The sequence below is a fragment of the Pantoea phytobeneficialis genome (assembly GCF_009728735.1).
Lineage (GTDB): Bacteria > Pseudomonadota > Gammaproteobacteria > Enterobacterales > Enterobacteriaceae > Pantoea > Pantoea phytobeneficialis.
Map to the genome: position 1 here is coordinate 430944 of NZ_CP024636.1, position 13500 is coordinate 444443.

Annotated in this window: 11 protein-coding genes; 6 read left to right on the top strand and 5 right to left on the bottom strand. The window is 56.4% G+C overall.

Features of this window, described 5'->3' with window-relative positions:
• The first annotated feature begins 79 nt into the window (after positions 1–79).
• From CTZ24_RS01900 to CTZ24_RS01910, 3 genes are all read left to right on the top strand, one after another.
• Positions 80–448: a helix-turn-helix domain-containing protein gene (locus CTZ24_RS01900; RefSeq protein ID WP_013507554.1), complete on the top strand. Its 369-nt coding sequence runs from the start codon at positions 80–82 to the stop codon at positions 446–448.
• 106 nt (positions 449–554) lie between these two features.
• The gene (locus tag CTZ24_RS01905; protein WP_208724647.1) at positions 555–1451 is read left to right on the top strand and encodes a LysR family transcriptional regulator; all 897 of its coding nucleotides are present in this window, start codon (positions 555–557) and stop codon (positions 1449–1451) included.
• Positions 1452–1562: 111 nt separating this feature from the next.
• The gene (locus CTZ24_RS01910; RefSeq protein ID WP_208724648.1) at positions 1563–2771 is read left to right on the top strand and encodes an MFS transporter; all 1209 of its coding nucleotides are present in this window, start codon (positions 1563–1565) and stop codon (positions 2769–2771) included.
• A gap of 109 nt (positions 2772–2880) precedes the next feature.
• On the opposite strand, the gene CTZ24_RS01915 is transcribed toward CTZ24_RS01910, so the two are convergent.
• Together CTZ24_RS01915 and CTZ24_RS01920 are read right to left on the bottom strand one after the other, a co-directional pair.
• Entirely contained in the window at positions 2881–5271 is a 2391-nt protein-coding gene (locus CTZ24_RS01915) for a glucose/quinate/shikimate family membrane-bound PQQ-dependent dehydrogenase (RefSeq protein WP_036626384.1), read from the bottom strand.
• Between the two features lie 284 nt (positions 5272–5555).
• Complete coding sequence (locus CTZ24_RS01920) at positions 5556–6155, bottom strand: hypothetical protein (protein WP_208724649.1); 600 nt, start codon at positions 6153–6155, stop codon at positions 5556–5558.
• A 417-nt stretch (positions 6156–6572) separates the two neighbouring features.
• Here CTZ24_RS01920 and CTZ24_RS01925 point away from each other — a divergent pair, with 417 nt between their 5' ends.
• Positions 6573–7844, top strand: coding sequence for an MFS transporter (locus CTZ24_RS01925; RefSeq protein WP_208724650.1), 1272 nt, complete (start codon positions 6573–6575; stop codon positions 7842–7844).
• A gap of 69 nt (positions 7845–7913) precedes the next feature.
• Here the strand turns inward: CTZ24_RS01925 and CTZ24_RS01930 are convergent, their stop codons facing one another.
• Positions 7914–9074 (bottom strand): Gfo/Idh/MocA family protein, encoded by a 1161-nt coding sequence (locus CTZ24_RS01930; RefSeq protein WP_208724651.1) that lies wholly within the window; start codon positions 9072–9074, stop codon positions 7914–7916.
• A 281-nt stretch (positions 9075–9355) separates the two neighbouring features.
• On the opposite strand from CTZ24_RS01930, the gene CTZ24_RS01935 reads away from it, so the two are divergent.
• Both CTZ24_RS01935 and CTZ24_RS01940 read left to right on the top strand, forming a co-directional pair.
• Positions 9356–10222 (top strand): glucosamine kinase nucleotide-binding domain-containing protein, encoded by an 867-nt coding sequence (locus tag CTZ24_RS01935; protein ID WP_437180275.1) that lies wholly within the window; start codon positions 9356–9358, stop codon positions 10220–10222.
• A 28-nt stretch (positions 10223–10250) separates the two neighbouring features.
• Complete coding sequence (locus CTZ24_RS01940) at positions 10251–11372, top strand: ROK family transcriptional regulator (protein ID WP_021184155.1); 1122 nt, start codon at positions 10251–10253, stop codon at positions 11370–11372.
• Between the two features lie 378 nt (positions 11373–11750).
• Here the strand turns inward: CTZ24_RS01940 and CTZ24_RS01945 are convergent, their stop codons facing one another.
• Complete coding sequence (locus CTZ24_RS01945; RefSeq protein ID WP_208724653.1) at positions 11751–12842, bottom strand: ABC transporter ATP-binding protein; 1092 nt, start codon at positions 12840–12842, stop codon at positions 11751–11753.
• Positions 12843–12854: 12 nt separating this feature from the next.
• A complete protein-coding gene (locus CTZ24_RS01950) occupies positions 12855–13454 on the bottom strand; it encodes a GNAT family N-acetyltransferase (RefSeq protein ID WP_021184158.1) in 600 nt (199 codons plus the stop codon).
• Positions 13455–13500: the final 46 nt, after the last annotated feature.

Consider the following 13500-nt stretch of genomic DNA (forward strand, 5'->3'; position numbering starts at 1 on the left):
CTAATTTTCCGCTAATTAAGGGATAAATTTAACGCGCTAAAGTGGCTTCACTGGACATCACGTCGTATCAGGAGGAGCCATGAATCAGAGTCAATTTATCCGCAGTTTGCTGGACTGGATAGAAGACAACTTAGGACACGATTTGCATCTGGATGAAGTCGCACGCCGTTCCGGGTATTCCCGCTGGCATCTGCAACGTCTGTTTCGTCAGCACACCGGATTTTCACTGGCTGAGTACATTCGCCAGCGTCGGTTGACCGAATCGGCGTTGACGTTACTGAACAGTGATGAGGCGATCCTGCAAGTGGCGATGAGCTACGGCTTCGACACGCAGCAGGCTTACACCCGCACCTTTAAAAACTACTTCCGCGTCACACCGGGTCAGCTGCGTCGTCAGCGCCGTGTCGAACCGGATCGTCTGTTATTTCCGCTGGCGGTGGCCAGTTGAGTCGCCAACCTGATTTCCCGTTGCCATGTGGGCGCGGGAAATCAGGTGCTATTCCGCACTAATCCTTTTAAGCTGCTGTTCTCCCTTACTCTGCCGGTTATGGACAATGGACAACAGCGACAATCTCACCGCCATGATGCTGTTTGCGCGCGTGGTTGAACGGCAAAGTTTTAGCGAAGCAGCCCGCACCCTCGGCGTATCAAAATCCTATGTCAGCCGTGAAATTGCCCGGCTGGAAGTACGCCTCGGCATCAAATTATTGCAGCGCACCACGCGTAAAGTGGCATTGACGGAACTTGGCCAGGCCTATTATCCCTTTTGCATCCGCCTGATGGATGAGATGCATCGCGCTGATGCCTTTGTCCAACAGGTGCATCAACTGCCGACCGGCAACGTGCGTTTGCAGGCACCGGTGACCTTTGGCTGCCAGTGCGTGGTGCCGACGTTAAACCGCTTTATTCGTCGCCATATCCATATCAATGTTGATCTTGAACTGACCGATCGTGTCAGTGAAGACCTTTCGAACCTCGCGGATGTGGCGATCGTCATTCGCGCGCGCGCACCAGAAACCCCTGATTATCGCGAATTGAGCACCATTGACTGGGGCTTGTACGCCGCGCCTGATTATCTGGCCGCGCATCCGGTTATCGATCATCCCGAAAAGCTCACGCGCCACGATTTGTTGCTGTTCCACGGCCCAGCCCACACCGCTGCGCTACCGTTTCGCCGTGATAAGCAGCGGCTGGCGTTGGATGTTCGTAGTCGCTTCCGTGCCAATAACAGCATGGCATTGCTGAATGCGGCGCTGGCAGGCACCGGTATTGCCTATCTACCGGCTTATATGACGCGTGAAGCGTTGGCGCAGGGGGATATCGTGCAGGTGCTGCCGGAGTGGCAAATGGATCGCCTGCACAGTTATCTGCTGCTGAAAACGCAGCCAGAACCCTCCTCGCCAGTGACGTTATTGTGCGATGCGCTGATCACCGCATTGGGTGAGAACTGATTGTTGCATTTTGGCAACAATAGCGCGCTGCGTGGCAAATATCCCGGTTGCTCTGTTATCGACACGATACCGCTGTTAGCCTGAATGTCAGCTTAAAACAGGGATATCATCATGCAGCAACCTCCAACGGCGTTAGCGCCTGAACAGCAACACTGGCGGCGAAATTTGTTCGTCTGCGTACTCGGTTCCTTCAGCACCATCGTGGCGATGACGCTTCTGCTGCCGTTTTTGCCGTTGTATGTACAGCAACTCGGGGTGCAGGAACCGGCAGCGATTGCACGCTGGTCGGGGGCGGCCTATGGCGCTACCTTCCTCAGCGCTGCGCTGACTGCGCCGCTGTGGGGCAAGCTGGCGGATCGCTATGGTCGCAAACTGATGCTGATCCGCGCCAGCCTGGGGATGGCGATTGCCATGTCATTGATTGGTATGGCAACCGCGCCCTGGCAACTGGTGGCGTTGCGTCTGCTGGCTGGTTTGCTCGGCGGCTACGCATCCGGCTCCACCATCCTGGTGGCGGCACAAACGCCGAAAGAGCAGACCGGCTGGGCGCTGGGTATGCTGTCGTCCGGTATTATGGCGGGTAATGTGGTGGGGCCGTTACTGGGCGGCGTGCTGCCGCCGTTGATCGGCATTCGTCATACCTTTTGGCTGACCGGTGCGGTGATTTTTCTCGCTTTTCTCGCCACCACTTTTTTGCTGAAAGAAGCGCCGCGTCAGGCGAAAAAGGCGGTGCAGAGCAGCAGCGCCGATGAGAAAGCGGTGAACCTGCCGGTGGTACGTTTGATGTGGTTATCCGGCATGTTATTGATTTTCGCCAATATGTCGATTGAACCGATTATCACGCTGTATGTCGGGCAGTTTGTCAGCGGCGACCACGCGATTACCGTCACCGCCGGCCTGGTGATGGCAGCCGCTGCACTCGGCAGCATTCTTTCTGCACCACGTCTCGGACGGCTGGCCGACCGTATCGGTCATGGCCGGGTACTGATTTATGGTTTGATTGCATGCGCGTTGCTGCTGATTCCTCAGGCGTTTATTACCGCAGCCTGGCAACTGGTGGTGCTGCGTTTTCTGATGGGGATGGCCTTGGGTGGGCTGATGCCGTGCGTCACGGCGTTGATTCGCCACAATGTGCCGCAAACCCAGGTGGGGAAAATGCTGGGATACTCAACGTCGGCGCAGTATGTCGGTCAGGTGAGCGGCCCGTTGTTTGGCGGCTTTGTCGGCGGGGCTTTCGGCATGCGGCCAGTGTTTCTGGCAACCTGCGTGATTATGGCGTTGTGTGCGGTGTTGAATGCGCGGGTGCTGCGGAAGCATTGATGCGTAGCGGCGCGATTTATCGCGCGCCTTTAAAACTGCGCGATAAATCGCGCCGCTACGGTTTTGAATGCATAAAACAGGCGGACTGAGTCCGCCTGTTTTATTTACGCTATTTATTGTCCGGCAGTGCGTAGGCAATCACATAATCGCCCAGCTTGGTGCCAAACGAACCGTGACCACCGGCAGCGATGACAACATACTGCTTGCCATCCATTTCGTAGGTCATCGGCGTTGCCTGGCCGCCTGCTGGCAAACGTGCCTGCCACAGCATTTCACCGGTGTTGGTGCTGAAGGCACGCAGGTAGTTATCTGCGGTCGCACCGATGAAGAATACGTTACCGGCTGTGGTGATCGGGCCGCCGAGCATCGGCATACCCATCTTGAACGGCAGCGGAACCGGCGCGCTATCACGAACCGTACCAATGCGTTTTTTCCACACGGTTTCGTTGGTTTTCAGGTCAACGGCAGAGACATAGCCCCACGCCGGTTGTTTACACGGCAGACCAAACGGTGACAGGAACGCGTTCAGCTCCACGCCATACGGCACGCCGTACTGCGGCTGGATACCGGTTTCGGTGCCAGAACCCCCTTCCGCGCCTTTCGGCGGCTCGATCGGGTTGCCCGGACCGCGCGGAATCAGTTTGGAGACGAACGGCAGGGCCATCGGGTTAGCGATAGCGATCTGGCGATGCGGATCGACCGCAATGCCGCCCCATTCGAACATACCGAGGTTACCCGGGAACACCAGCGTACCCTGCTCAGACGGTGGGGTGAACGGACCGTCATAGCGCAGACGCTTGAAGATCACGCGGCACACCAGCTGGTCGTACATGGTCGCGCCCCACATATCCTTATCAGTCAGATTCTGCTTCGGACGGAAGGTCAGTTCTGAATAAGGCTGAGTCGGAGAAACGTGGTCACCTTTCGCTGCGCCCTGCGGAACCGGGGTTTCCGGTGCCGGAACAACTGGCTTACCGGTGCGACGATCCAGCACAAAGATGTTACCGGTTTTCGCCGGAGCATAAATCACCGGTACGGTGTTGCCATCTTTGTCAGTGATATCGGCCAGCGTCGGCTGTGACGGCAGGTCCATATCCCACAGATCGTGATGCACGGTCTGATACGACCACACCAGCTTACCGGTGGTGGCGTTCAGCGCCAGTACGCTGCTCGCATAGCGCTCCTGTTCTGGTGTGCGGTTACCGCCCCAGATATCCGGGGTAGACACGCCCATCGGCAGGTAAACGATATCCAGTTTCGGATCGTACACCGCCGGCGCCCAGGAGTTAGGCGAGTTCATGGTGAAGGTATGTTCATCATCAGGAATCGCGTTCGGATCTTTCGCGCCCGGATCGAACACCCACAGCAGTTTACCGGTATTGACGTCAAAGCCACGGATGGCACCAGACGGCTCACGGGTTGAGTAGTTATCCGTCACCGCACCGGCAATCACAATGGTGGTATCGGTGATGATCGGTGGTGAAGTCGGCTCATACTGGCCTGGGGTCAGCACCGGCTGTTTGTGTTGCAGATCCAGCTCGCCGTTGTTGCCGAAAGCAGCACAACGCTCACCGGTTTCCGCATCCAGCGCGAACAGACGACCATCGTTTACCGGCAGGTAAATGCGGCGTGAGCACAGCGCAGGCTGGGTGCCAGACGCATCAGCAGCGGCCGGAACTTCGTGGTAAGAAACGCCACGACAGGTTACGTGCTGGAAGGTCGGGTTCGGCTTCAAGCCTGGATCAAATTTCCACTTCTGCTTACCGGTTTTCGCATCCAGTGCAAACAGGATTTGGTGCGGTGAGCAGAGATACAGGGTGTCGCGGATTTTAATCGGGGTCACTTCATCAGTGATTTCACCCGGATCGTTTGGCGTCTTCAGGTCACCCGTCTGGAACTGCCAGGCAACTTGCAGATTTTTCACGTTATCTGCGTTGATCTGCTTCAGCGGTGAGAAGCGGGTGCCTTGCTGGTCACGCGCGTAAGCAGGCCAGTCGCCATCGGCGATGTTGCTCAGCGGTTGTGCCTGCGGGGCATTGGCTTCGGTGGCTGGCAGAGTGCCATTCAGCTCTTGCGGATCGTGGAATACTGCCCACGCCAGCACCAGCGCACTGGCAACCAGGGCGATGCCCATAATGCCCAGCGCACCTTTTCCGGCGTTGTTGAGTTTGCGATACACAAACGGCAACACCAGCCAGACGCCAAAAATCACCAGCACGTCAGTACGCGGTGCCAGCGCCCAGAAGTCGAAACCGACTTCCCATACGCCCCACACCAACGTAGCCAGCAGCAGCAAGGCGTACAACACCAATGCTGAACCGCTACGACGCCACAGCAGAATAGCGGTGATTAACATAACCACACCGCCAATTACGTAGTACCAGGAACCTCCAATGGCGGCTAACCACGCGCCGCCAATCAGCATAAACGCCCCTGTCAGCAGTGCGAACAGCACTGTCAGGAAACGAATTACGCCAAAAGATGAGGAATTTTTCCCCATAATGTTGACCTCTTTTTTCGCCATAAGACTAAAGGAAACAACGCGTTGCGCCGAATCCCGATATAAGGTACGAGGTGATGTAAATGTCCACTCCGGAACGCTTCCGTGACGCCTGATGATCCCTTTGCGTTAAATTTTATCTTAAAAACGTTAACAGGTTTGATCTTTTTCAGCGCTTTGGACTTCAGAATGGGGAATGACACAACATTTTATAAGGGTATTACCGGTAACATGCCCGAATTGATCGGGCTGTTTTTGCTGAGCGCGCTATTTTGTGTAACCGTTTACACTTCAAATAAATCGCTGCTGGTGCGTTGTTCCTGCCAGCCACTGATATGTAATCGAGCATAGCACTCATCCGTCAGTGTTAAAGTCGGGGTGCGTAATATCACCTCTGCTTCTCTTTCCCGGAAGGCAGAGAGGAGAAAGGGAAAGCTGAACTTGAGATAATTTTCGTTGAAAAAAACATGGGTCAGCACAATGCCGCTGAAGGGAAATTCCTCAATATTTCGCCACTGGGTTCCCGGTGTCGCTACATCGTAGAGCCAGAAACTAAAATCCTGTGCCAGGGACTTTAGGGCGGGACCATTCTGCTGCAACGCCTCATAGTTAATGGCCAGTCGGACATTGTCTGATCGCAGGCAGGAATAATTTTCTGGTGTCTGTAATAAATCCGTAAGCCTATTTCCCTGTAATGGGGTAATTATTAACGCTGTTTCATCAAAAAATTGGTTATGTAAGGAAACTATGTTGCGATCGTTAAGTGATGCATGACTATTCTGCCCAGAATTTATAAGGGGTGATGAATAGCAAGCGCCGGTTATCCTGCCATCGAAGCGGCGGATACGCTCAGTAACATAAGGGTTGTATGAACTGTTTTCCATTTATCTCTATAAATATATTAATTAACTGGAAGGGTTTATTTATAATAAAAATGGTGCGACTGCTGCTGTGAACAGTTTTCTAATATAAAACGTTTCCTTTGTGAAGATCACCTTTTTTATCTGTCTCTGCTAAAGAGATATTAGGTATTATTAATACATTAATTAACGTCTTATTGCCCTTCTCTGGTGGTTTACGCTATTTCCTCAATAAAAAATAAGCCTGCTAATATTCAGAGCTCTATGCTTGGATTTTTTTTATATAACCAACTGTTTTTAAAGAGCACGCCTTGCCGTTGCCTGAGCCGCCAAAATCCCGCACTCTGTCGCCTGAAAAAGATAAGGAAAACCTCAGCGAGGTTTTTTCATAAGGCTTGTGCAACGACACTGGCCGGAACTGCAATTCAGGATGGGATAAATATGGGTTCTCTGACATCAGCAGCGGATGGCTCGCTGCTGCGGCACAGGTCGTTTGTTGCTTTCTGGCTGGCGCGCACCTGTTCCTCATTTGGTTTTCAGATGTTTTCCGTTGCCGTCAGCTGGCAAATCTACTCGCTGACCAACAGCGCGATGGCGTTGGGGATGATCGGCCTGATGCAGTTTCTGCCATCGGTGCTGTTGGCGTTACCAGCCGGACATCTGGCCGATCAGTTCGACCGGCGGCGAATTGTGCTGCTGGGACAACTGGTCGAGTGGGGAGCGCTGCTGGCGTTAGTGGCGCTGACGTTATTCAACTGGGCAGATAAAACCGCTATCTGGAGCCTGGTATTTCTGATTGCCGTCGCCAAGGCGCTGGAGTGGCCGGCATTATCCTCGATGCTGCCCGCGCTGGTGCCGCCACAGATTCTGGCTCGCGCAACGGCGGCTAACGCGGTCGGTGGACAGGCCGCGGTGATCATTGGGCCTACGCTCGGTGGGTTGCTGTACGTAGCCGGACCGGATGTGGTGTACGGTGTTTCGGCGTTGTTTTATTTGTTCTCACTGCTGCTGGTCAGCCGTATCCGCTATGAACGCCCGCCGCAAACGCGCCTGCCGATGAACCTCACCAACCTGTTTGCCGGTGTGCATTTCATCCGTGAACGCAAAGATGTGCTTGGGGTGATTTCACTCGATCTGTTTGCGGTGCTGCTAGGCGGGGCGACCGCGCTGCTGCCTATTTTCGCCAAAGACATTCTGCACACCGGACCCTGGGGGTTGGGGATGTTACGTGGCGCGCCGTCAGTCGGGGCGCTGGTGGTCGGTGTATGGCTCAGTCGTCACAAACTGGAAAAGCACGTCGGGATGATCATGTTTGGCGCGGTGGCCGGTTTTGGAGTGGCGACGCTTATCTTTGCGCTTTCCAGCCAGTTGTGGCTGTCGCTACTGGCGCTGGCCGCGCTTGGGGCGTTTGATATGGTCAGCATGGTGATTCGCGGCGCGTTGGTTCAGTTGGATACCCCGGACGATATGCGGGGGCGCGTCAACGCGGTGAACGCCATCTTTATTAATACCTCCAACCAGCTGGGTGAATTTGAGTCCGGGATGCTGGCGGCGTGGCTGGGTGCAGTGCCAGCTGCGGCGCTCGGCGGTATTGGTACGCTGGTGGTGGTGGCGCTCTGGATGACCCTTTTCCCGCATCTGCGGAAACGTCAGCGGCTGGAGAACGATCCGGTGGTGCCGCAGGCAACAAAAACCGGCCAACAGGCCGGTTAAGGGTATTGCCAGTCCGAACTGCCATGACAAAGCTCGCGATCAGGGGGCTGGGATCGCGAGCAGTGGCCGTCAGACGGCCGCTGTTTTCCCCAGGCTGGCATCAAATTTTTTCCAGCTTTCTGTCATATCCACCACGGTTTTCGATTTTCGCGCTTCGTCGATTTTTATCGCGGTGAGTCCCGCTTCCAGCGCGTCCACCACCGTGACCTTCAGCGGCGTTCCCTGTTTAATGTGTTTCACGATTTCTTCGGCCATCAGGGCATCAGCGCCATAGTGGCCATCGTAAGCGTTGCCGCTGTAGACGGTATCCACTTCACGTTCGCCAGTTCGGGCGTTGTGCACACGGAAGTAGTTACGTACAAAGTCGCCCTCAGCCATGCCATCGGTGCCCATGACGCAGAAACGACGGAACTCATCCGGCACGTTAAGGTTGGCGTGGAAGGCGAGGGTAGCGCCACCGGCGTATTCAATCAGCGCTGTCTGGTAGTCAACGATATCGGCGTCGCTGTCGAACACCGCATCGGTGCTTGACCAGCCGCTCGGCTTGACGTGATACAACTCGGAATCTGCCGTCACGGCACCTTGCGGCGCGTGTTGCGGGGTAAAGGATTTACGGCCACCAAAGCTGGCGACGCGCACTGGACGTTCACCCATCAATCCCTGATACAGATCGATATCGTGGCAGCATTTTTCCAGAATGTAGGGACCGGCGTATTTTTCCAGACGACGCCAGTCACGCTGGAAGAAGGCACCGTGGTACGGCTTGATATGTTCGGTGGCTTCGATGGAGGTGATTTCTCCGAGACGGTTGTCATCACGCGCTGAAAGCAGATCGTGGTACAGCGGCGAGTAACGCAGCACCAGGCCGACCAGAATGCGTTCATGCCCGTATTGCTGCACCAGCTGCGCCATCGCCATAGTCTGTTCTTCATTGATCACCACCGGCTTCTCAGTGAAGACGGTATAACCCGCGGCGAGTCCCTGACGGATATGCTCAAGATGCATAAAGTTCGGTGAACCGACCAGCAGCAGATCAAAGCCGCCATGACTCAGCAGGGCGTCGATGCTGTCGAATGCTTTGCCGGGATCGATGCCGAAGGTGTGAAGATTAGGTAAACCCGCCGGAGCCGGATCGACATAACCCACGACGGAGAACTCTGTATCGGCTTTGCTGAACTCTTTCACCACATGGGAAAGACGAAAGCCAAGACCAATAATGCCCACTTTCATGTTGTACCCCTGAAGCCCGTTGCCTGTTAGCCGCCCGACCCATCAGGCTGCTGATAATATGACCGCTAACTTATTACGGCAGAAAAACTAATGTCAATGGATATCCTGGTAAAAGAAATGCGTGTTTTTATTATTTGTATGATTTTAATCATTTTTATTTGGTGTTGTGGCTTCCATATTTATTTGTTATTGCGATTTAAGTTTTTTTACCCTATCTTTCGCACATCTATATAGAGTCATTCCGTGCGGGGCAAAGCAGGAGGAAGCGCGTGCAGTCACTGATGCTGGGTATTGATGGTGGTGGTACGCACTGTCGTGGACGTCTCACCGACGCTCAGGGACAGCTGCTGGCGGAAGCGCGCGGTGGGCCTGCTAACGTCTGGTCGCAGTTTGAGGCGGCCATTGATGCGATTGATCGGGTGATTGACGATCTCTTCACCCAGGCGGCCTTACCGGCGACGGCGCGGGCGCAAACGGTGCTGGTGGCGGGGCTGGCGGGGGCCAATGTTGCCTCGGTGAAAGCCCGGCTGGAGAGCTGGCAGCCGGTTTGTCAGGCACGCTATCTCTTCACCGATGTCGAAATCGCCTGTGCCGGTGCGCATCATGGCGCGCCGGGTGCGGTGTTTATCACCGGCACCGGTAGCCAGGGGGCAGCCTGGGATGGCACGCAATTTACGCTGCTCGGCGGCTGGGGTTTTGCCCTGTCCGATGCCGGATCGGGCGCGGTGCTGGGCCAGCGCGCACTCAGGCTGGCGCTGTTGGCACACGAAGGCATTGTGCCACCTTCTGCGCTGACGCAACGCATCATGGCGCATTATCACGACAGCCCGGAACAGATGCTAATCTGGTCACGTCATGCCACTCCGGCTGACTGGGGCCGGGTGGTGCCGGACGTTTTCGCTGCCGCGCAGGCGGGAGATGTGCATGGCACGACGTTGATTCAGCAAACCGCAGCGGATATCGCGCAGATGGTGCAGCCGCTGCTGGCGCGTAGTCATGGTAATCTGGCGCTGATGGGAGGCTTAGCCGCCCCGATTCAGCCCTGGCTTCCGGCGGAGATCGCCGCGTTGCTGGTGCCGCCGCAGGGGGATGCGCTGAGTGGCGCGATCCGGCTTGCCACGCAGTTTAGCCTGAGCCAACCCGCATAACCTTTTCATTCTGCTGATAAAGAGAACCATGATCGCTCCGAACGTAACCGCCCGAATTCTGCGGCTGATTGTCGAAAATGCGCCGATCAGCCAGTCCGATCTGAAAGTGCGCAGCGGCTTGAGTATGTCAACGGTTTCGCAGGCCACCAATCGCCTGCTGACGCGGGGCATTGTGCAGGAGCTGGGGTTGCGACGCGTTTCGATGGGGCGTCCAAAAACCCTGCTCGGTCTTAATCCTGACCACGCCAGCGTGGTGGGTATCCAGCTCAACGCCGAACGCAATTTGATCGTGCTGACCGACCTTGGTGGCAACATTATTGGCGAGCAGCAGATGCCTTCCGGTGCGATGACGCCCAAGCAACTGGGCGATGCGCTGGCGAAGTTCTTGCGTGGCGTCGAGGGCAAGAAAGTGGGGGCGATTGGCCTGGCGCTTTCCGGATTGGTGGATGCCAGCAACGGATACTGCGTGCGCTCCCGCGTGCTGGACTGGGACAACGTGCCGATTGCTCGCCTGCTGGAAGAGCGTTTTTCGCTGCCGGTATTTATCGAAAACGACGCCAATGCGCTGGCGATGGCGGCGCTGGTTTTTGGTCAGCTCGGCCATGCTCAGTCGGCGATTATCGCCACCTTTGGCAAAGGCATTGGCGCAGGGATTCTGCTCGATCGCCAGCTATATCGGGGCCGCCACGGCAAAGCGGGGGAGATTGGCAATGCCCTGCTGGGCGACGGCTCCGAACGCCTGTTGGAGGATGTCGCCTCATCGCAGGCGATCCTGCAACGGGTGGCTGCCACGTTGAAAGATGAGGTGCCGCAGGCGTTGCGTGACCTCGATATGCGTCCGACTCCGGAGGTGCTGAGTGCGCTGGCGGAAGCCGGGCATCAGTTGGGGATGTCACTGGCGAACCTGTCAATTGCCTACGACCCGGATGTGGTTTATCTGGCGATGGAGCCGCAGATGGCGTCGCGTATCCTGCTGGACCATATCACCCAAAGCTTCCAGAACTATCGCCTGAAATTGACGCCGCATATGACGCCGTTGCAGTTCCTGACCGAGTCTAATCGGATGTGGGCGCAAGGCGCGGCGGGTTTTGCGGTGAATAAGTTGCTGGATTTGCTGGCCGCGCAGGCGGATGAAGAGATCGCGTCTTAAAACGGGTTTTGCTTGCATTGGCATCGGGGTGATTTCGTTCGCCACAGGCTGATGCAGTTTCAGCTCGCCGGTGCGGTGACCGAGCAAAGGGCGCCTGGCCGCGCCCTTTGCAATCCCGGGCCTCGCGCCAGCCTCTTTTTTGCGCGATTTATCGCGCCGCTACGGGTAACGTGCTGCCATTTATCGCGCAATGAAGAAAGCACCTGGCTTTCAGGCGGTGGGGTGGGCGGCATCCGCAGCGCCGAGCGCGGATTGTTAAGGCCCGCGCCTTCGGGCCTTAACCCGTCCGCCAGCACGGCGGTGCTGAAACTACCTGATGCCCGGCGGGCGGAATCTTCCCGGTGCCAGACCGCTGCTGGCCCGGCAGCCGAAACCTCCTCACCGCAACCGCATCCCCTGCTCATCAAACAACAAACAACTCCCCGCATCCAATTGATAACGCATCAGTTCGCCAATCTCATGATGAGTCGCATGGCGCTCCTCAATCACCAGCAGACGCTCCTGCCCGACATCCAGATAAAGATAATTGGTATGTCCCAGCATCTCGCTGAACGACAGCGGTGCACTAAAACTCAGCGGCGCGTTGGCATCCGGGGCGAGCTGAAAATGCTCAGGCCGCACCCCCAGCGTCACTTTCTGCCCTTCGTGGCAGGTCGCCGCCAGCTTCAGGGTTAACGCCTGAATCCCCAGCGATGGCACGCGTAGTTGCACCTGACCGGGGGCCAACGCCGCCACTTCGGCTGGCAAGAAGTTCATTTTCGGTGAGCCGATAAACCCGGCGACAAACAGGTTATCCGGGTCGCGGTACAACTCCAGGGGTGCGCCAACCTGCTCAATCTGCCCCTTACGCAGCACCACGATACGGTCAGCCAGCGTCATCGCTTCTAACTGGTCATGGGTAACGTAAATCATGGTATTGCCGAGTGAAGCGTGCAGGCGGGCGATCTCAATACGCATCTGCAAACGCAATTCGGCATCGAGGTTCGACAGCGGTTCATCAAACAGGAAAATGCGCGGATGGCGAATAATGGCGCGGCCTATCGCCACGCGTTGACGCTGCCCGCCGGACAGAGCACGCGGAAGCCGATCCAGCAATTCCGTTAAATGCAGACGCCCGGCGGTCTGGCGTATCGCCTGTTCAATCTCCGCTTTCGGGCGTTTCATCACCTCCAGCGGATAAGCGAGGTTGCCGCGTACCGTCATATTCGGGTAGAGCGCGTAGGACTGAAACACCATCGCAATACCACGCTCGGTGGCGGGTTGGTGCGTCATATCCGCCCCCTCAATCAGCAACTTGCCGTCGCTGATCTCCTCCAGCCCGGCAATCATGCGTAACAGCGTCGATTTACCGCAGCCGGAAGGGCCAACAAACACCACAAACTCGCCGCTGTTGATGGTGAGATCGATACCGTGAATCACGTTCACGTTCTCATAGGATTTCTTAACGCTTTGCAGATGCAGGCTGGTCATGCTGTGTCTCGCTTAAAGTAACTGGCCCATATAGATGGCGTTGCTGCGCACGATAGGCGTAAAGCCAAGGCGCTGATAAAAACCGCACACCTGCTCGTTTTGCAGGCTGACGCCAAGATGTACGCCGGAAACGCCGGCCTGACGCAGCAGCGTCAACAATTGCTCGATCAGCTTACGTCCCCAACCGCCTTGCTGTGCCACAGGCAACAGATTGATATGCAGATGCGCAGGCCACTGGCTTACCAGTTGCTCGGCGGCGGCATCCGGCTGACGGATGGCATCCAGCACTTTGCTGTCGAGTGGTGCGCTGGCGGGAGTGGCGCGATATTGCGTCTGCAACATCGGCCACCACTGTTGATTGAGGATGGCCTCAAACGTGCGGGTATCCGGCACCGCTACGGCGTAGCCCACCACCTCGCCGTGCTGCTCCAGCACCAGGGCAAACTCAGGGACGAAGCGCGCGTAAGGGATCACAAAGCGCAGGCCAGGCAGGGCGGGATCGGAATAAAGCGCCGTCGCATCCTTTCCCGCATTGGCGGTTTCTAAGCAAATACGCGAGAGCGCGGGAAAATCCGCCTCGGTGGCGTGACGAATAACACCTTCAGCCGTCATGGTGGAGCCTCTGTGGTCAGGAGATGAACAGTTTTTACGGTAATGA

What these genes read in the sequence shown, in the direction of transcription:
- CTZ24_RS01900 (WP_013507554.1), top strand. Translation starts at nt 80, where the DNA reads ATGAATCAGAGTCAATTTATCCGCAGTTTGCTGGACTGGATAGAAGAC.
- CTZ24_RS01905 (WP_208724647.1), top strand. Translation starts at nt 555, where the DNA reads ATGGACAACAGCGACAATCTCACCGCCATGATGCTGTTTGCGCGCGTG.
- CTZ24_RS01910 (WP_208724648.1), top strand. Translation starts at nt 1,563, where the DNA reads ATGCAGCAACCTCCAACGGCGTTAGCGCCTGAACAGCAACACTGGCGG.
- CTZ24_RS01915 (WP_036626384.1), bottom strand. Translation starts at nt 5,271, where the DNA reads ATGGGGAAAAATTCCTCATCTTTTGGCGTAATTCGTTTCCTGACAGTG.
- CTZ24_RS01920 (WP_208724649.1), bottom strand. Translation starts at nt 6,155, where the DNA reads ATGGAAAACAGTTCATACAACCCTTATGTTACTGAGCGTATCCGCCGC.
- CTZ24_RS01925 (WP_208724650.1), top strand. Translation starts at nt 6,573, where the DNA reads ATGGGTTCTCTGACATCAGCAGCGGATGGCTCGCTGCTGCGGCACAGG.
- CTZ24_RS01930 (WP_208724651.1), bottom strand. Translation starts at nt 9,074, where the DNA reads ATGAAAGTGGGCATTATTGGTCTTGGCTTTCGTCTTTCCCATGTGGTG.
- CTZ24_RS01935 (WP_437180275.1), top strand. Translation starts at nt 9,356, where the DNA reads ATGCTGGGTATTGATGGTGGTGGTACGCACTGTCGTGGACGTCTCACC.
- CTZ24_RS01940 (WP_021184155.1), top strand. Translation starts at nt 10,251, where the DNA reads ATGATCGCTCCGAACGTAACCGCCCGAATTCTGCGGCTGATTGTCGAA.
- CTZ24_RS01945 (WP_208724653.1), bottom strand. Translation starts at nt 12,842, where the DNA reads ATGACCAGCCTGCATCTGCAAAGCGTTAAGAAATCCTATGAGAACGTG.
- CTZ24_RS01950 (WP_021184158.1), bottom strand. Translation starts at nt 13,454, where the DNA reads ATGACGGCTGAAGGTGTTATTCGTCACGCCACCGAGGCGGATTTTCCC.